The sequence below is a fragment of the Pseudomonas sp. UME65 genome (assembly GCF_014170225.1).
In the GTDB taxonomy this organism is placed as follows: Bacteria; Pseudomonadota; Gammaproteobacteria; order Pseudomonadales; family Pseudomonadaceae; genus Aquipseudomonas; species Aquipseudomonas protegens.
In genome coordinates, this window is sequence record NZ_LZZQ01000014.1 from 605,037 (window position 1) to 622,749 (window position 17,713).

The window sequence follows — 17,713 nt, forward strand, 5'->3', positions numbered from 1 at the left end:
ACTCTTGAAGGACAGCCTGCCCGTACCGGCCCCGACCATGACCGACTTCCTCCTCGCCCTTGTCAGCACTGCCCTGATCAACAACTTCGTGTTGCAGTGGCCGCTGGGCATCGACCCGCTGCTGCAGGCCCCAGCCGATGGCGCTCGGCTTCGGATCCATGCGCTGGGCCTGGCAACGACGGTCTTGATGCTGGTCAGTTGCGTACTCGGCCATGTCCTCTATCGTGGCGTGCTGGTGCCCTGGGGGCTGCAGTCCTTGCAGCTGTTTGCCTGGCTGTCCCTGAGTGTGCTGCTGATCAGGCCGGCGCTACACTGGCTGCCCCGGGCCCTGCCCGGTTTGCCATTCGATGGCCTCTGGCCCTTGTTGCTGGCCAATGCCGGGATGCTCGGCCTGCTGTTGATCGCCAGCGGGGAAAACCTCGGGCTGGCGACCCTCGGCGCCATGAGCCTGGGTGCCGGGCTGGGCTTCTGGTTGGTACTGAGCCTGTTCAATGACCTGCGCCAGCGTATTTCCACCAACGATATTCCCCTGCCCTGGCAAGGCCTGCCGATCGACCTGATCAGCGCCGGCCTGATGGCAGTGGCGTTTTTCGGCTTCAACGGACTGCCCAAGACATGAGTCTGATTCAACGCATCGACGCCCTTCTGCCCCAGACCCAATGCGGCAAGTGCGGCCACGCCGGATGCAAACCCTACGCCCAGGGCATCGCCAGTGGCGAGGCCATCAACAAGTGTCCGCCAGGGGGCCAGGAAACCATCGCCGGCCTGGCACAACTGCTCCAGCTGCCGGTGGTAGAACTGGACCACAGCCGTGGCGAAGCCCCGGCGCAGATCGCCCATATCCGCGAGGCCGAATGCATCGGCTGCACCAAGTGCATCCAGGCCTGCCCGGTGGACGCCATCGTCGGCGCGGCGAAGCTCATGCACAGCGTATTGATCGACGAATGCACCGGCTGCGACCTCTGTGTGGCGCCCTGCCCGGTGGATTGCATCGACATGCTGCCGTTGCCCATGGCCCGAGTGCTGCCCATTGTCGGCGGCCTGGCCAGCAGCGCCGAGCAGTTGCAGGCTCGCGCCGCCAAACGCGATCACGCCCGGCGCCGCTTCGAGCAGCGCAATGATCGCTTGCAGCGCGAAGAGGCCCGGCGCCTGGCCGAACGTCAGGCCAGGGCCCAGCGCGCCACCCAGGCCAGCGACGCCAGCCAAGACCCGGTTCAGTCGGCTATCGAGCGGGTCCGCGCGCAGAAAGCCGCGGCGGCCGATGCCGCCTTGAAAAAGGCCAAGATCGAGCTGGCCATGAGTCGCGCCCAATTGCACAAATCCCTCAAGGCCTTCGGTCATCCGCCGACCTTCGAGCAGCAATCGCAGTTGGTCGTCCTGCAGCGCCAGTTCGAAGTGGCCGAGCAGGCACTGGCCCAACTGGAAACCCAGACGCCTCCACCGACCGCGCCGGTGGCCCGGGATGCCGACCTCAAGCGAGCCAAGATCCAGTTGGCGATGCGCCGCGCCGAACTGAAAAAGGCCCAGGCCGCAGCAGCCCCCGAAGCCGAACTGCAAACCCTGGCCGCGGCCCTGGCGGCGGCCGAACAGGCGCTGCACGCCGCGGAAGACGCCAGTGGCAAACCGGCACCAGTACTGGAGCGGATCGAGAAACGCCCGATCGCCCCACAACTGCGACAACTGAAGACCGAACTGGCCTACGCCCGAGCCGAACTGAGCAAACTGCAACGCCAGACCGATACCAGCAGCGAACAACTGGCCCAGGCCCAAGCCCGCCTGAGCGAAGCCGAGCGCCAGGTAAACGCCCATGACGTGCCCTGAAACAGTCGACCCGCGCCTGCGCCAGGCCATGCAGCGCGTGCTGCTGGCCACGCTGCCGGGGCTGCTGGTACTGCTGTGGTTGTATGCCTGGGGGCCACTGCTGAATCTACTGCTGGCAGCCAGTGGGGCCCTGGCCATGGAAGCCTTGGTGCTGTTCCTGCGGCGGCGTCCCCTGCAACCTGCCCTCAGCGATGGCAGTGCGCTGGTCAGTGCCACCTTGCTGGCCCTGGCCCTGCCACCCTATTGCCCCTGGTGGCTGCCGCTGAGCGCTGCCGCCAGCGCCGTGCTCTTGGGCAAGCAGGTGTACGGCGGTGTCGGCCAGAACCCCTTCAACCCGGCCATGCTGGGTTATGCACTGGCCCTGCTGTGCTTCCCGCAAGCCATGACTCACTGGCCCGCGCCCCATGCCCTGGACCTGCTCGGCGGGCTGCAGCAGGTATTCGGCCTGGGAGGCAACCCGCCCCCGGACGCCTGGGCCCAGGCCACGGCGCTGGACAGCCTGCGGATCAACAAGAGCCTGACCGTCGATGAACTCTTTGCCGGCAACCCCGCCTTCGGTCACTTCGGCGGCCGTGGTGCCGAATGGGTCAACCTCGGATTTCTGGCTGGCGGCCTGTTTCTGCTGCAACAGCGGGTCATCGGCTGGCAGGCGCCCGTGGGCATGCTTGGCAGCCTGCTGCTGATCAGCCTTCTGTGCTGGAACGGCAGCGGCTCCGACTCCCACGGTTCGCCGCTGTTCCACCTGCTCAGCGGCGCCAGCATGCTCGGCGCGTTCTTTATCGTCACCGAGCCGGTATCCGGCCCCAAGGCCGCCAAGGCCCGACTGCTGTTTGGTGTTGGCGTTGGCCTGCTCACCTACCTGATCCGCACCTGGGGTGGCTACCCCGACGGGCTCGCATTCGCCGTGCTGCTGATGAACCTGGCGGTACCGGCCCTGGAGCGCCTGAGCTCCGAAAAACCGCTGGAGCGCCCCTCATGAAAGGGGCTCGCAGCCTGTTGCTGCTGATGCTGCTCGGCTCCCTGGGCATCGGTGCCACCCTGTGGCTGCAATATGCCGCCACTCCACGCATAGAAGCCGAACAACGGGCCTTGCAGGCACGCAAGCTGTTGGATGTGCTGCCCGCCGGCAGCTATGACAACCAGCCCCTGGACCAGCCATTGCCCTTGGCCGATGGGCAACTGAGCAACAGTCGCCTGCTCGATGGCTACCTGGCCACCCGCAATGGCCGGCCCAGCGCCGTGCTGCTGCGCAGCCAGGTCACAGGCTACGCCGGCCCCATCGAGTTGCTGATCGCTATCGACAGCCAGGGGCGCCTGCTGGGCAGCAAGACCCTCCGGCAGGATGAGACTCCAGGGCTGGGAGCACATATTGCCAGCTGGCCCAATGCCTGGCTCCAGGGGTTTTCAGGAAAATCCCGCAATGATCCGGGCGACAGCGCCTGGGCCTTGAAAAAGGACAACGGGCAGTTCGATCAGATTGCCGGCGCCACCATCACTTCCCGTGCGGTGATCAGTGCCTTGCATGATGCCTTGCGCTACTTCGACGAACACCGCGGACAACTGCTCCCTGGAACGCCTCATGAATAAGCCGCTGTCATTGCCGGGGCTGCTGATGCTGCCACCCCTGATCGGGGCTACGGACTCCTGGGTCAAGGCAATCGGCCTGACCCTGGCCTGGGTATTGCTGATCGGCCTCTACGGCGCCGGCATGCGCTTGCTGCGTCCGCCCATCGAGGCCCGCCACCACTGGCTGGCCAGCCTGCTGCTCAGCGCCAGCCTCGGCAGTTGCCTGTGGCTGGCGCTGCAGGCCTGGAGTTATGAGCTGCACCAGCAATTGAGCCTGTACCTGGGCCTGCTGCCCCTGCAATGCGTGGTACTGGAACAGGCGGGTTTCTTCCAGCACCGCAACCGACTGCGCCTGGCCGGCGCTTTCTGTGTGACCCTGATCGGCCTGGGTGCCCTGCGCGAGCTGCTGGGCGCTGGTACGCTGGGCAGCCATCTGGGCTGGCTTGTCGGCCAGCCGGATGCAGGCAGCGGCTGGGTCGTGCTGCCACATGGGGGGCTACGCCTGCTGACCCTCGCCCCCGGCGGTTTTATCCTGCTGGGTGCGCTGCTGGCCGCAAAACGAGCCTGGGCCGGCTCCTGGACCTTAAACCGACCGCCTTCGAGGAAATGAATCACCCATGAATGCCGCCAAACGCCTGGAAATCTTTCGCCGGCTACACGAAGACAACCCCGAACCGAAAACCGAGCTGGCCTATTCCTCGCCGTTCGAGCTGCTGATCGCGGTGATTCTCTCGGCGCAATCGACCGACGTCGGGGTCAACAAGGCGACTGCCAGGCTCTTCCCCGTAGCCAATACCCCAGCGGCAATCTACGCCCTGGGTGTCGAAGGCCTGTCCGAATACATCAAGACCATCGGCCTGTACAACAGCAAGGCCAAGAACGTCATCGAGACCTGCCGCCTGCTGGTGGAACGCCATAACAGCGAAGTGCCACAGACCCGGGAAGAGCTGGAGGCTCTGCCCGGGGTGGGCCGCAAGACCGCCAACGTGGTCCTCAACACCGCTTTCCGGCAACTGACCATGGCGGTGGACACCCATATCTTCCGGGTCAGCAACCGAACCGGGCTGGCCCCGGGAAAGAACGTGGTCGAGGTCGAAAAGAAACTCATGAAGTTCGTGCCCAAGGAGTTTCTGCTGGACTCCCATCACTGGCTGATCCTCCACGGCCGCTACGTTTGCCTGGCACGCAAGCCACGCTGTGGCAGCTGTCGAATCGAAGACCTGTGCGAATACAAGCAAAAGACTTCCGACGATTGAGCAAGCATTGATTTTGCCGATAGATCGATTGAAAAAATCTTTTTTACCCGCCAGGAGAATATCGATATAAGGAGCGCCAATGGCAGTCCTAGCCTGGAGTCGACCTTATGAGTACTGGCAAAGAACAACTGGACGTAGAAGACGATTTCGTCGCAGCTGAAACAGATGACGCAGAACCGGTGGTCGAAGTGGCGAAAACCAATCTGAGCAAGCGCCGGACCATCGACAATCTCCTCGAGGAACGGCGCCTGCAAAAACAGTTGGCCGATTACGACTTTGACCTCTAGTCACAAAAGAACCTCCCCATGGAGGTTTTTTTGTACCTGTGCCCAGCCGCAAATCTGGCCGGTCAGCCTCCCCGACTGACCGGCTGCATCGGCACTCAAGCGAGCCCATCCAGCAACACCGTCTCAATGCGCACGTGCTCTAAAGGCTCATATCAACCGATGCCGTTGAGCGAACTCGATCAGATCAACCAGTGAACGAGCATTGAGCTTAGCCAGCAGCCGGCGCTTGTAGGTGCTGATGGTCTTGTTGCTCAAGCACAATCCCTCGGCAATTTCCTTGTTACTCATGCCGTTGGTGAGTTGTTTCAATACGATCAATTCGCGCCCTGAAAGCAGCTCGATCATCTGCTGCTCACTGCTGATGCCCTGGCTTGAGCGAAAGGTGTGCAAGGCCTCGTTGGGGAAGTAGCTGTATCCCGCAAGCACCGCACGCACGGCACTCAACAGCTCGGTGATGTCCTGCTGCTTGCACACATAACCGGCAGCACCGGCCTGCATGCAGCGCATGGAGAAAGGCCCAGGAACTTGCAGGGTCAATACCAGAATCTTGATCGACATACCTCTGGACATCAGCCGGTTTATAACTTCGAGCCCATCAAGTTGCGGAATTCCAATATCCAGAATCAAGATGTCTGGAACATATTCAAGAGCCAACTTCAATGCATCCGTGCCGTTATCTGCTTCCGCTACTACTTCAAGGCCATGGCGCTCCATCAACATGCGCACAGCCAAACGGACAACAGGGTGATCATCCACGATCAATACTCTTTTCATAGGTCCATCTCAGTCCTGAGAGTTTTTTTAGAGCCCGCACAATACCCCAGAGAATTGACTCTGACACCGTGCTACAGAGGGCTACGACCTTACGAGGACGATCCTTACAAACAATACCGAATTGCCTTACAAAACGACCTAGATAAAAGTGGTTCAATATCCAAACCGCCTAGGATCAATCGTCAAATCAGCTACTTTTCGTACTAATAAAACTCCAACCTACAAGCACTCTCGGTAGCGGTACTTGGTACTTCGCCCATCAAGAAGTGGCTTACCTTGCCCAACAGACATTTGCTGATCTGAATTAGGCCCCGACGCTCACTGCAATTATCCAGGGCAAAAAAAAGCCCCGCTTATCGCGGGGCTTTCCTCAACCATTCAAAGCATCAGACCAGGGTTCGACCCTTGTTCGCGGCAATGCGCATGCGCAGGGCGTTGAGCTTGATGAAGCCAGCTGCGTCCGCCTGGTTGTAGGCACCGCCGTCCTCTTCGAAGGTAGCGATGTTGGCGTCGAACAGCGATTCGTCAGACTTGCGACCGGTCACGATCACGTTGCCCTTGTACAGCTTCAGGCGTACCACGCCATTCACGTGGGCCTGGGAGGCGTCGATCATCTGTTGCAGCATCAGACGCTCAGGGCTCCACCAGTAGCCGGTGTAGATCAGGCTGGCGTACTTGGGCATCAGCTCGTCTTTGAGGTGAGCCACTTCGCGGTCCAGGGTGATGGACTCGATGGCGCGGTGGGCACGCAGCATGATGGTGCCGCCAGGTGTCTCGTAGCAGCCGCGGGACTTCATGCCCACGTAACGGTTCTCGACGATGTCCAGACGACCGATACCGTGTTCGCCACCAATGCGGTTCAGGGTCGCCAGCACGGTGGCCGGGGTCATCTCGACGCCGTCCAGTGCCACGATATCGCCGTTGCGGTAGGTCAGTTCCAGGTATTGCGGAGTATCTGGGGCCTTCTCCGGGGAGACAGTCCAGCGCCACATGTCTTCTTCGTGCTCGGTCCAGGTGTCTTCCAGCACGCCACCTTCATAGGAGATGTGCAGCAGGTTGGCATCCATCGAGTACGGGGATTTCTTCTTGCCGTGACGCTCGATCGGGATCCCGTGCTTCTCGGCGTAGTCCATCAGCTTCTCGCGGGACAGCAGGTCCCACTCGCGCCAAGGGGCAATCACCTTCACACCCGGCTTGAGGGCGTAGGCGCCCAGTTCGAAACGCACCTGATCGTTGCCCTTGCCGGTGGCGCCATGGGAAATGGCGTCGGCGCCGGTTTCGTTGGCGATTTCGATCAGGCGCTTGGCGATCAACGGACGAGCGATGGAAGTACCCAGCAGGTACTCGCCTTCGTAGACGGTGTTGGCGCGGAACATCGGGAAGACGAAATCACGCACGAACTCTTCGCGCAGATCGTCGATGTAGATCTCTTTGACGCCCATGGCTTGCGCCTTGGCGCGGGCCGGCTCGACCTCTTCGCCTTGGCCCAGGTCAGCAGTGAAAGTCACTACTTCACAGTTGTAAGTATCCTGCAGCCACTTGAGGATCACCGAAGTGTCCAGGCCGCCCGAATACGCCAGAACGACCTTGTTAACGTCCGCCATGCCATCACTCCACGGGGTTGTACGGAAAGCCGCCAAGTCTACCGATCCACGCGGATAATTTACAGAGGCGCGACAGCTTATGACGACCAAGCGACAGATTATGTCGAGCGAGCGACGACGACAGCCGTATCAGGAAGTCGCCGCTGCGCTGGATCCGGAAGCCGCCTGAGGCGCTGGGGCCGGCTTTTCGGCAGGAGCGACCCGCTCCAGATGCACATTGACCCGCCGGTTCTTCGCCCGGTTGGCCGCATTGGTGTTGGGGGCCAGGGGATAGCGCTCGCCATGGAAGCGCACCACGATCTGGTTTTCCGCCAGGCCATTGGCCTTGAAGAACTCCATGACCGCCAGCGCACGACGGCGCGACAGGTCACGGTTGGTCAGGCGGTTGCCACTGTTATCAGAGTGCCCGTCCAATTCGACATGATTGACCGTGGGGTCGGCCTTGATGAAGTCCACCATCACTTGCAGCTTGGCCTTGGCCCGGGCGTCCAGGTCGATGCCACCCCCGGGGAAACCGATCTCGGCCTGCTTGACCTGTTCATAGTTCATCGGCAACAGCTTGGCCATGCAGCTTTGATAGTCGCCGTAGGCCTTGCTGAACTTCACCGGCAACAGGCGTACCTCGGACACTCCGCCTTCGCGGGAGAAGTGCCGGACCACCGGGCTGCGCCCCTCCAGCAAACCGACGATCAGACGTCCGGCCTGCATCTGGTTGCTGTTGAACAGCACCCCATCGGTACCGGCCTTGACCGCCCCAAGGTTGATGTCGCCACGCCCCGGCTGCCAGGGGGCGGCGGCCGCAAGCAGGGTCGCGGAACCACCGGCCTGCATGGGGTTGAAACTCTTGAGGCGGAAAATCGCCTGCTCGCCGGCGCGACGAACGAATTCGCCGGAACCGAAATCGGTAACCGGTTGGATCAGGCGGCACTCGAACTTGTCACCTTCGACCGTCCACTCAATGCTCTCCAGGCGAGTCTGGAAAGTGAGAGCCATCGCAGGCAGGCTGGCAAACACACTGAGCAAGGCTAGATAACGCTGGCGCACGGGAGGCTCCACTGACGTGTACAACAGAAAAATCGACAGGCGTTAATACGCCATACCTTCGGGATATCGGTTGCTCGTCGCAAAACTTGATAGCGAGTGCCTGGAAGAGTCTTTTCCGGTAGCATTCCCCCGAGTTTTACCCGCCTGGAACCTCCAATGTCCGACCGCCTGACCCTGCTGCGTCCCGACGACTGGCATATTCATCTTCGCGATGGGGCCGTGTTGCCCAATACAGTCGCAGATGTCGCGCGCACCTTTGGCCGCGCCATCATCATGCCCAACCTGGTACCTCCGGTGCGCAACGCCGCGGAAGCCGACGCCTATCGCCAGCGCATTCTAGCTGCGCGCCCGGCCGGCAGCCGCTTCGAGCCACTGATGGTGCTCTACCTGACCGACCGTACCCAGCCGGAGGAAATCCGCGCGGCCAAGGCCTGCGGTTTCGTCCACGCCGCCAAGCTGTACCCGGCCGGCGCGACCACCAACTCGGATTCGGGCGTGACCAGCATCGACAAGATTTTCCCGGTGCTTGAAGCCATGGCCGAAGTCGGCCTGCCGCTGTTGATCCACGGCGAGGTAACCCGCGGCGACGTCGACGTCTTCGACCGCGAGAAAATCTTCATCGACGAGCACATGCGGCGTGTGGTTGAACGCTTCCCCAGCCTGAAAGTGGTGTTCGAACACATCACCACCGCTGAAGCCGTGCAGTTCGTCAAGGAGGCTTCGGCTAACGTCGGCGCCACCATCACTGCGCATCACCTGCTGTACAACCGCAACCACATGCTGGTGGGCGGTATTCGTCCGCACTTCTATTGCCTGCCGATCCTCAAGCGCAACACCCACCAGGAAGCCCTGCTGGATGCGGCCACCAGCGGCAACGCGAAGTTCTTCCTCGGCACCGACTCGGCACCTCACGCCCAGCACGCCAAGGAAGCCGCTTGCGGTTGCGCCGGCTGCTACAGCGCCTACGCCGCCATCGAGCTGTACGCCGAAGCGTTCGAACAACGCAACGCCCTGGATCAGCTGGAAGCTTTCGCCAGCCTCAACGGCCCGCGCTTCTACGGCCTGCCGGCCAACACCGACAGCATCACCCTGGTCCGTGAAGAATGGACCGCTCCTGCCAGCCTGCCGTTTGGCGAGCTGACTGTCATTCCGCTGCGCGCCGGTGAAAAACTGCGCTGGCGCCTGCTGGAGGATCACTCGTGAGTGACGACCATTTCGACGACGAACAAGAAGGTAGCAGCGGCGGTCCTCACCATCCGATGGCGGCACGCTTTCGCGGTTACCTGCCGGTAGTCGTCGATGTTGAAACCGGTGGCTTCAACTCGGCCACCGACGCCCTGCTGGAAATTGCCGCAACCACCATCGGCATGGACGAAAAAGGCTTCGTGTTCCCCGAACACACCTACTTCTTCCGGGTCGAGCCTTTCGAAGGCGCGAACATCGAAGCTGCAGCCCTGGAATTCACCGGGATCAAGCTTGACCATCCCCTGCGCATGGCTGTGAGCGAAGAAACCGCCCTCACCGATATTTTCCGCGGGGTGCGCAAGGCGCTGAAGGCCAATGGCTGCAAGCGCGCCATCCTGGTAGGCCACAACAGCAGCTTCGACCTGGGCTTCCTGAATGCCGCCGTGGCGCGCCTGGACATGAAGCGCAATCCGTTCCACCCGTTCTCCAGCTTCGATACCGCCACTCTGGCTGGCCTGGCATACGGCCAGACCGTGCTGGCCAAGGCCTGTCAGAGCGCAGACATCGACTTCGACGGTCGCGAGGCCCACTCGGCTCGCTACGACACCGAGAAGACCGCCGAGCTGTTCTGCGGCATCGTCAACCGCTGGAAACAGATGGGCGGCTGGCAGGATTTCGACGACTGAATAGTCGCTTTCCTTTGCCCCATAAAAAAACCGGCCCTAAGGCCGGTTTTTTTATGCGTGACGCCAAGCCTTACAGCTTGCCGGCGTTCTCGCTCAGGTAAGCAGCAACGCCTTCTGGCGAAGCGGTCATGCCCTTGTCGCCTTTCTTCCAGTTGGCAGGGCAGACTTCGCCGTGCTCTTCGTGGAACTGCAGAGCGTCGACCAGACGGATCAGCTCTTCCATGTTGCGGCCCAGTGGCAGGTCGTTGACGATCTGCGAGCGGACAACGCCTTTGTCGTCGATCAGGAACGCGCCACGGAAAGCCACGCCGCCTTCGGACTCAACGTCGTAGGCCTTGGCGATTTCGTGCTTCATGTCAGCAGCCATGATGTATTGAACCTGACCGATGCCGCCGGCATTGATCGGGGTGTTACGCCAGGCGTTGTGAGTGAAGTGCGAGTCGATGGACACAGCGATCACTTCAACGTTGCGTGCCTTGAAGTCGGCCATGCGGTGGTCCAGAGCGATCAGCTCGGACGGGCACACGAAGGTGAAGTCCAGTGGGTAGAAGAACACCAGGCCGTATTTGCCTTTGATGGCCGAGGACAGGGTGAAGCTGTCGACGATTTCGCCATTGCCGAGAACGGCCGGAACGGTGAAGTCAGGGGCTTGTTTGCCTACGAGTACGCTCATTGGATATCTCCTGGTGTGGACGTAGTAATGAAGAAGAAGGGTTGGCCCCGAGCCTGCCATGCTGATACGACAGCCCCGTGACGTGCGCCCTCTTCGCAAGGACCGACCATCATACACGGCGTTTTTAGGCTGTCCTTAGTGGTTTTTCCTCTGGCCGGCCTCCAACGCGAAAAATGCGAATGATCTGTCATTAATGCCAAGAAAAGCCGTTCGTCACTCAAGCAAGAATCAGCAACAAAGGGCGTCGAAACAACTTTGACAATCATTCTCGTTAACATTAAGATCCATCGCAATTGAGCCCTAACCAGCGACGGTTCTCATCTTATGTATGTCTGCCTCTGCACCGGTGTCACCGACGGACAAATTCGCGAAGCGATCTACGAAGGTTGCTGCAGCTACCGCGAAGTACGCCAGGCCACCGGCGTTGCCAGCCAGTGCGGCAAATGTGCCTGCCTGGCCAAGCAAGTGGTTCGCGAAACCCTGACCGAATTGCAGAGCAGCCAAGCGGCAATCCCCTACCCTGTGGAATTTAATGTCGCCTGATTTAATCAATAATTAGCGGCGTTACAAACAACCGGACCTGGCGTCCGGTTTTTTTATGCCTGTAATTCAATCGCTTAGAGACAAAACGCGGAACACAAACATTCTTATTCCGATTAATTTTCATATATTATTCAATAACTTAGGTTTGACAGTAATGTTCATGCAGCTCAGACTCTGCCCACGTTCCACTAAATACAGGGCAGGACCCCATCATGAAAGGCGACATTACAGTCATCCAGCATCTCAATAAAATCCTTGCCAATGAACTGGTCGCGATCAATCAGTACTTCCTGCATGCGCGCATGTATGAAGATTGGGGCCTGAACAAGCTGGGCAAGCACGAGTACCACGAGTCCATCGACGAGATGAAGCATGCGGACAAGCTGATCAAGCGCATCCTCTTCCTCGAAGGCCTGCCCAACGTCCAGGACCTGGGCAAGTTGCATATCGGTGAGCACACCAAGGAAATGCTCGAATGCGACCTGCGTATCGAGCGCACCGGCCATGCCGACCTCAAGGCCGCGATCGCCCATTGCGAATCGGTTGGTGACTTCGGCAGCCGTGAACTGCTGGAAGATATTCTGGAATCCGAAGAAGAGCATATCGACTGGCTGGAAACCCAATTGGGCCTGATCGATAAAGTGGGTATCGAGAACTATCTGCAATCGCAAATGGGTGACGAGTAACTCAACTCGTAATACCCGAAGAATAAAAAAGCCCCGCTTCTCTTATGAGAGCGGGGCTTTTTTTATTACGCGGATATGTTCGCGTAACAAACCGAAGCAGAGTGCTTGCCGCAAGTTTCCGAGAATCACACGAGTAGCATGTCGATTCCCGGAAACCCTCGCGAGCAGGCGCGCTTTTACGCTTCGGTCTTGGCAGCGGCTTTTTCGGCAGCGGCCTTGATCAGGCTCTGCAATTCACCGTTGGCGAACATTTCAGCCATGATGTCGCTGCCGCCGACCAGCTCACCGGCCACCCACAGTTGTGGGAAGGTTGGCCAATTGGCGTACTTGGGCAGGTTGGCGCGAATTTCCGGGTTCTGCAGGATGTCCACGTAAGCGAACTTCTCACCACAGCCCATTACGGCCTGAGCGGCTTTGGCAGAGAAGCCGCACTGCGGGGCATTCGGCGAGCCTTTCATGTAAAGCAGAATGGTGTTGTTGGCAATCTGCTCTTTAATAGTTTCGATGATATCCATGGAACACCTCGGCTGAACTTTCCGACTCTGTTGTCGGCACGGTGGCGCATTGTAACGGAATCCTGAGCACCCTGCTCGGCCTCTCCGACAGACATCTCAGGCCGCCTGCACCCTGACCGGCACCCCGTTCAACGCTGCATTTCCCGACAGCACATCGAGCTGGCGCTCGTCGGTCAGGTCATTGGCGCTGCAACCCGGCTGCTCCGTGGCTATGTTCATCTGCACGCCCGGACGCCCATGCCCCCAGCCATGGGGCAGGCTCACAACCCCCGGCATCATCTCGGCGCTGGCCAGCACTTCGACTTCCACCGCGCCGACCCGTGAACTGATGCGTACCCGTTGACCGTCCTGCAAACCCCGGTGAGCCAGATCCTGCGGATGCATCAGCAGTTGGTGACGAGGCTTGCCCTTCACCAGGCGGTGATAGTTGTGCATCCAGGAGTTGTTGCTGCGCACATGCCTGCGGCCGATCAACAACAGTTCCCCCTCCTGCGGCGCCTTCAGGGCAGCAAAGCGCTCCAGGTCGGCCATGATCGCCGGCGGCGCAGCCTGGACCCGCCGGTTTTCGGTTTTCAGACGCTCGGCCAGATTCGGCTGCAGCGGCCCCAGATCGATGCCATGGGGATGCTCGGCCAGCGTCGCCAATGACAGCTTGAACGGCGAGGCGTCGCCATAAGGCCCGGCACGCAGCCCCATATCAATCATTTGCGCCGGCGCGATAGTCGGCTTGAGCGAGCTTTCGGTGCGCTCGGCAAAGGCCTTGGCCAGGCCGACGAAGATCTCCCAGTCGTGCAGTGCACCTTCGGGCTTGGGCAGGATCGCCCGGTTGAAACGGCTGACGTTGCGCACCGCGAATAGATTGAACGTGGTGTCGTAGTGATCATTTTCCAGGGCCGAGGTGGACGGCAGGATCAAGTCGGCATAGCGGGTGGTTTCGTTGATGTACAGGTCGATGCTGAGCATGAACTCCAAGCCATCCAGCGCCTGCTCCAGCTGCCGGCCATTGGGCGTGGACAGCACCGGGTTGCCCGCCACCGTGATCAGCGCCCGTACCTGCCCCTCCCCTTCGGTGAGCATCTCTTCTGCCAGGGCCGACACCGGCAACTCGCCGCCGTATTCCGGAAGCCCGGAAACCCGGCTCTGCCAGGCATTGAAGTGGCCGCCAGAAGTCGCCGCTACCAGATCCACCGCGGGGCTGGTACACAAGGCGCCACCCACGCGGTCGAGGTTACCGGTGACCAGGTTGAGCAATTGCAGCAACCAATGGCACAGCGTGCCGAAGGCCTGGGTCGAGACGCCCATGCGCCCGTAGCAGACCGCTCTGTCGGCCGAGGCGAAATCCCTGGCCAGTTGGCGGATCTGTGGCGCCGCAATGGCGCACAGGGGGCTCATGGCCTCCGCCGTGAACCGGGATATGGCCTGGCGCACCTCGGCCAGCCCATCCACCTGCAAGTGACTGTCGCGGGTCGGCCCCTCTTCGAAGATGCTGTTGAGCAGGCCAAACAGCAGCGCGACATCGCCCCCTGGGCGGACAAACAGATGCTGGTCGGCCATGGCCGCGGTTTCGCTGCGCCGCGGATCGACCACCACTACCTTGCCGCCACGGGCCTGGATCGCTTTCAGGCGCTTTTCCACATCCGGAACGGTCATGATGCTGCCGTTGGACGCCAGGGGATTGCCGCCAAGAATCAACATGAAATCGGTGTGATCGATATCCGGAATCGGCAACAGCAAGCCGTGGCCATACATCAGGTAGCTGGTCAGGTGCTGAGGCAATTGGTCGACCGAGGTGGCCGAGAAGCGATTGCGCGTCTTGAGCTGGCCGAGAAAGTAGTTGCTGTGGGTCATCAGCCCATAGTTGTGCGCGCTGGGGTTGCCCTGGTAGGTCGCCACCGCGTTGTTGCCATGACGCTGCTGAATGCTCGCCAGCCGCTCGGCCACCAGGGCAAAGGCCTCGTCCCATTCGATCGGTTGCCACTCATTGCCAACCCGGCGCACCGGCTGGCGCAGGCGGTCCGGGTCATTCTGGATATCCTGCAAGGCCACGGCCTTGGGGCAGATATGACCGCGGCTGAAACTGTCCTGAGGGTCGCCCTTGATCGAGCTGATGCGCGGAGCACTGCCGTCTTCTTCGGTGATTTCCAGGGTCAGGCCACAAATGGCCTCACACAGGTGGCAGGCACGGTGATGGAGAGTCTTGGTCATGGCCAGTCTCTATTGTTTGAGAGCACAGCGTATTCGCTTGCCGGAAGCAAAAACTATGGGCGCTCCCCTGACAGGACACCAGTGACGTTCGTCCCATGAATTCACGGCCATCAGCCCCGGCCATGATCGGCGCCTTCAGTTGGAGGGCAACCGTGGCGGCCCATCCGCTGAGACGTGGGTGGCTGCATCCACGGCCTCCCGCTCTCCATAGCCACCCGAGAGTTGTGCGAGCAATCGCCAATGCTCGTCCAGGCCTGCACTGAGGCTCATCATCCGGTCGATCATCTTGCGCGCGGCCGCTCGGGTCACCGGATCTTCACTGCGCAGCAGCTCGAAGGAAAACGCCGTCACCGAAGCTGTCATGTCGGTGAGTGCCCGGGCCGTGAGCCCCAAGAGCGTCATCAGTTGTTGCTCCCTGGATTCCATCGTTCACCCGTCCCTGCCACTGATTCGCCTTTATAACCTCAGCACTTTGCATTAGGAAATGTTTCAGGCTGCCAGCCCGCGGATTATCCGGGACGCAGCCCCCGCCCTCCAGGTCAGAAAACGACTGCATGGGCATCACCCGCGCCGCGCTCGATTGCCAAGGCGCGCCGGGGCAGTGTACAAATGCCCGGCTGCTGTCTGGAAACTGGTCTCAAAAGTGCCAGCGCATTCGCGTCCTGGCCTCTCATGCCCATAATCGCCGTAGCACTACTATTGGTAAGACGCGACATTTAATTATAAGATCGCGCCTTCCCCTATTTCGTCGCCCCGTGCGGCTTTCGCCGCAGGTCCAGCCCGTTGTTCGACTAAACAAGGCTTTGAGAATCTGCGGTCCGTTGCAAAAAGGTAGTTAATGATGAGCGCAAGGCACTTTCTCTCCCTGATGGATTGCACGCCCGAAGAGCTGGTCAGTGTGATTCGTCGAGGCATCGAGCTGAAGGACCTGCGTAACCGCGGCGTACTCTTCGAGCCCTTGAAAAATCGTGTGCTTGGCATGATTTTCGAGAAGTCGTCGACCCGAACCCGACTGTCCTTCGAAGCCGGCATGATCCAACTGGGCGGCCAGGCCATCTTCCTTTCGCCACGGGACACTCAACTGGGGCGCGGCGAGCCCATCGGCGACTGCGCCATCGTCATGTCGCGCATGCTCGATGCCGTGATGATCCGCACCTTTGCCCACAGCACCCTGACCGAGTTTGCGGCCAACTCCCGCGTACCGGTGATCAACGGCCTGTCCGATGACCTGCACCCCTGCCAACTGCTGGCTGACATGCAGACGTTCCTCGAGCATCGCGGCTCGATCCAGGGCAAGACCGTGGCCTGGATCGGCGACGGCAACAACATGTGCAACAGCTATATAGAAGCGGCCATCCAGTTCGACTTCCAACTGCGCATCGCTTGCCCCGAAGGGTACGAGCCCAACGCGGATTTCGTAGCCCAGGCCGGCGACCGCGTGACCATCGTTCGTGATCCTCGCGAAGCCGTGCGTGGCGCCCACCTGGTGAGCACCGATGTCTGGACCTCCATGGGCCAGGAAGAGGAGACCGCCAAGCGCCTGCAACTGTTCGCTCCCTTCCAGGTCAACCGTGCACTGCTGGACCTGGCCGCCGAGGACGTTCTGTTCATGCATTGCCTGCCCGCCCACCGCGGTGAAGAAATCAGCCTCGACCTGCTGGACGACCCGCGTTCGGTGGCCTGGGACCAGGCGGAAAACCGCCTCCACGCACAAAAGGCCCTGCTCGAATTCCTCGTCGAGCCGGCGTACCACCACGCATGAGCCAGCCCTTGCTACTGAACCTGCGCAACCTCGCTTGCGGCTACCAGGACCAACGCGTGGTGCAGAACCTCAACCTGCACCTCAATGCAGGGGATATCGGCTGCCTGCTGGGCTCATCCGGCTGCGGCAAGACCACCACCCTGCGCGCCATCGCCGGGTTCGAGCCGGTGCATGAGGGGGAAATCCAGCTGGCGGGCGAGACCATCTCCAGCGCCGGTTTCACCCTGGCGCCGGAGAAACGCCGGATCGGCATGGTGTTCCAGGACTACGCCCTGTTCCCGCACCTGAGCGTGGCCGACAACATTGCCTTCGGCATTCGCAAACACCCGCAGAAAGAGCGGGTGGTGGCCGAACTGCTGGAGCTGGTGAACCTGAAGAGCCTCGGCCAGCGCTTCCCCCACGAACTGTCCGGTGGCCAGCAACAACGGGTGGCCCTGGCTCGTGCCCTGGCTCCCGAACCACAACTGCTGTTGCTGGACGAGCCCTTCTCCAACCTCGACGGCGAACTGCGACGCAAGCTCAGCCACGAGGTGCGTGACATCCTCAAGGCCCGTGGCACCAGTGCGATCCTGGTCACTCACGACCAGGAGGAAGCCTTTGCCGTGAGCGATCAGGTAGGGGTATTCAAGGAAGGCCGCCTGGAACAGTGGGACACACCGTACAACCTCTACCACGAACCCCAGACGCCCTTCGTCGCCAGCTTCATCGGTCAGGGCTACTTCATTCGCGGCCAGTTGAGCAGCCCGGAATCGGTACAGACCGAACTCGGCTTGCTGCAGGGCAACCGTGCCTACACCTGGCCAACCGGCGGTGCGGTGGATGTGCTGTTGCGTCCGGACGACATCGTCCACGCCCCCGACAGCGCCTTGAAAGCCCGCGTCGTGGGCAAGACGTTCCTCGGCGCCTCGACCCTGTATCGCCTGCAACTGCCCACCGGCAGCCAGCTGGAATCGATCTTTCCGAGCCACGCCGATCATCAGGTCGGCGCCGACGTGGGTATCCGGGTCGCGGCGGAACACCTGGTGCTGTTCCAGGCCTCGGGCAGTACCGCAGCGCAGATCCCGCAAAGCGACTCAGGGGTGCGCCGCTACAGCAGCGCGCATTGA

At 61.0% G+C, this 17,713-nt stretch carries 20 protein-coding genes; 13 read left to right on the forward strand and 7 right to left on the reverse strand.

From position 1 onward, the window contains the following. The first annotated feature begins 37 nt into the window (after nucleotides 1–37). From A9971_RS22905 to A9971_RS22935, 7 genes are all read left to right on the forward strand, one after another. A complete protein-coding gene (locus tag A9971_RS22905) occupies nucleotides 38–619 on the forward strand; it encodes an Rnf-Nqr domain containing protein (RefSeq protein WP_183000092.1) in 582 nt (193 codons plus the stop codon). Next, nucleotides 616–1,821, forward strand: a complete 1,206-nt coding sequence (locus tag A9971_RS22910; protein WP_183000028.1) for an RnfABCDGE type electron transport complex subunit B — start codon at nucleotides 616–618, stop codon at nucleotides 1,819–1,821. The genes A9971_RS22905 and A9971_RS22910 overlap by 4 nt, the downstream gene beginning before the upstream one ends. Further along, nucleotides 1,808–2,800 (forward strand): RnfABCDGE type electron transport complex subunit D, encoded by a 993-nt coding sequence (locus A9971_RS22915; RefSeq protein ID WP_183000029.1) that lies wholly within the window; start codon nucleotides 1,808–1,810, stop codon nucleotides 2,798–2,800. The genes A9971_RS22910 and A9971_RS22915 overlap by 14 nt, the downstream gene beginning before the upstream one ends. Further along, on the forward strand, nucleotides 2,797–3,408 hold the full coding sequence (locus tag A9971_RS22920; RefSeq protein WP_125062121.1) for an RnfABCDGE type electron transport complex subunit G: 612 nt from the start codon (nucleotides 2,797–2,799) through the stop codon (nucleotides 3,406–3,408). Before A9971_RS22915 ends, A9971_RS22920 begins: the two co-directional genes overlap by 4 nt. Further along, the gene (locus tag A9971_RS22925; protein WP_183000030.1) at nucleotides 3,401–3,997 is read left to right on the forward strand and encodes an Rnf-Nqr domain containing protein; all 597 of its coding nucleotides are present in this window, start codon (nucleotides 3,401–3,403) and stop codon (nucleotides 3,995–3,997) included. The genes A9971_RS22920 and A9971_RS22925 overlap by 8 nt, the downstream gene beginning before the upstream one ends. A gap of 7 nt (nucleotides 3,998–4,004) precedes the next feature. Further along, complete coding sequence (gene nth, locus A9971_RS22930) at nucleotides 4,005–4,643, forward strand: endonuclease III (protein ID WP_015636814.1); 639 nt, start codon at nucleotides 4,005–4,007, stop codon at nucleotides 4,641–4,643. A 107-nt stretch (nucleotides 4,644–4,750) separates the two neighbouring features. Then, on the forward strand, nucleotides 4,751–4,930 hold the full coding sequence (locus tag A9971_RS22935) for a PA3496 family putative envelope integrity protein (protein WP_011063105.1): 180 nt from the start codon (nucleotides 4,751–4,753) through the stop codon (nucleotides 4,928–4,930). Nucleotides 4,931–5,077: 147 nt separating this feature from the next. Here the strand turns inward: A9971_RS22935 and A9971_RS22940 are convergent, their stop codons facing one another. From A9971_RS22940 to A9971_RS22950, 3 genes are all read right to left on the reverse strand, one after another. Beyond that, nucleotides 5,078–5,704 carry a response regulator transcription factor gene (locus A9971_RS22940; protein ID WP_011063106.1) on the reverse strand — a complete coding sequence of 209 codons (627 nt, stop codon included), beginning with the start codon at nucleotides 5,702–5,704 and terminating at the stop codon, nucleotides 5,078–5,080. A gap of 386 nt (nucleotides 5,705–6,090) precedes the next feature. Continuing rightward, nucleotides 6,091–7,308, reverse strand: a complete 1,218-nt coding sequence (locus A9971_RS22945) for an argininosuccinate synthase (protein ID WP_011063107.1) — start codon at nucleotides 7,306–7,308, stop codon at nucleotides 6,091–6,093. A gap of 129 nt (nucleotides 7,309–7,437) precedes the next feature. Further along, nucleotides 7,438–8,352: an OmpA family protein gene (locus tag A9971_RS22950; RefSeq protein ID WP_011063108.1), complete on the reverse strand. Its 915-nt coding sequence runs from the start codon at nucleotides 8,350–8,352 to the stop codon at nucleotides 7,438–7,440. A 156-nt stretch (nucleotides 8,353–8,508) separates the two neighbouring features. Here A9971_RS22950 and pyrC point away from each other — a divergent pair, with 156 nt between their 5' ends. Beyond that, nucleotides 8,509–9,555: a dihydroorotase gene (pyrC, locus tag A9971_RS22955; RefSeq protein ID WP_011063109.1), complete on the forward strand. Its 1,047-nt coding sequence runs from the start codon at nucleotides 8,509–8,511 to the stop codon at nucleotides 9,553–9,555. Beyond that, nucleotides 9,552–10,223 carry a ribonuclease T gene (gene rnt / locus A9971_RS22960; RefSeq protein WP_183000031.1) on the forward strand — a complete coding sequence of 224 codons (672 nt, stop codon included), beginning with the start codon at nucleotides 9,552–9,554 and terminating at the stop codon, nucleotides 10,221–10,223. The genes pyrC and rnt overlap by 4 nt, the downstream gene beginning before the upstream one ends. Before the next feature lie 70 nt (nucleotides 10,224–10,293). On the opposite strand, the gene A9971_RS22965 is transcribed toward rnt, so the two are convergent. Further along, entirely contained in the window at nucleotides 10,294–10,896 is a 603-nt protein-coding gene (locus tag A9971_RS22965) for a peroxiredoxin (RefSeq protein WP_011063111.1), read from the reverse strand. 324 nt (nucleotides 10,897–11,220) lie between these two features. Here A9971_RS22965 and A9971_RS22970 point away from each other — a divergent pair, with 324 nt between their 5' ends. Further along, nucleotides 11,221–11,439 (forward strand): bacterioferritin-associated ferredoxin, encoded by a 219-nt coding sequence (locus tag A9971_RS22970; RefSeq protein ID WP_011063112.1) that lies wholly within the window; start codon nucleotides 11,221–11,223, stop codon nucleotides 11,437–11,439. Nucleotides 11,440–11,651: 212 nt separating this feature from the next. Continuing rightward, entirely contained in the window at nucleotides 11,652–12,125 is a 474-nt protein-coding gene (gene bfr, locus A9971_RS22975; protein WP_011063113.1) for a bacterioferritin, read from the forward strand. A 176-nt stretch (nucleotides 12,126–12,301) separates the two neighbouring features. On the opposite strand, the gene grxD is transcribed toward bfr, so the two are convergent. The 3 genes from grxD to A9971_RS22990 form a co-directional block, all read right to left on the reverse strand. Then, nucleotides 12,302–12,640, reverse strand: a complete 339-nt coding sequence (grxD, locus tag A9971_RS22980; protein ID WP_011063114.1) for a Grx4 family monothiol glutaredoxin — start codon at nucleotides 12,638–12,640, stop codon at nucleotides 12,302–12,304. Nucleotides 12,641–12,736: 96 nt separating this feature from the next. Continuing rightward, nucleotides 12,737–14,845, reverse strand: coding sequence for a molybdopterin oxidoreductase family protein (locus A9971_RS22985; RefSeq protein ID WP_183000032.1), 2,109 nt, complete (start codon nucleotides 14,843–14,845; stop codon nucleotides 12,737–12,739). A 135-nt stretch (nucleotides 14,846–14,980) separates the two neighbouring features. After that, nucleotides 14,981–15,271 carry a hypothetical protein gene (locus tag A9971_RS22990; protein WP_183000033.1) on the reverse strand — a complete coding sequence of 97 codons (291 nt, stop codon included), beginning with the start codon at nucleotides 15,269–15,271 and terminating at the stop codon, nucleotides 14,981–14,983. A 415-nt stretch (nucleotides 15,272–15,686) separates the two neighbouring features. Between A9971_RS22990 and argF the strand changes: the two genes are divergently transcribed. Both argF and A9971_RS23000 read left to right on the forward strand, forming a co-directional pair. Further along, nucleotides 15,687–16,607, forward strand: coding sequence for an ornithine carbamoyltransferase (gene argF, locus A9971_RS22995; protein WP_019096003.1), 921 nt, complete (start codon nucleotides 15,687–15,689; stop codon nucleotides 16,605–16,607). Next, nucleotides 16,604–17,713 carry an ABC transporter ATP-binding protein gene (locus tag A9971_RS23000; protein WP_011063118.1) on the forward strand — a complete coding sequence of 370 codons (1,110 nt, stop codon included), beginning with the start codon at nucleotides 16,604–16,606 and terminating at the stop codon, nucleotides 17,711–17,713. The genes argF and A9971_RS23000 overlap by 4 nt, the downstream gene beginning before the upstream one ends.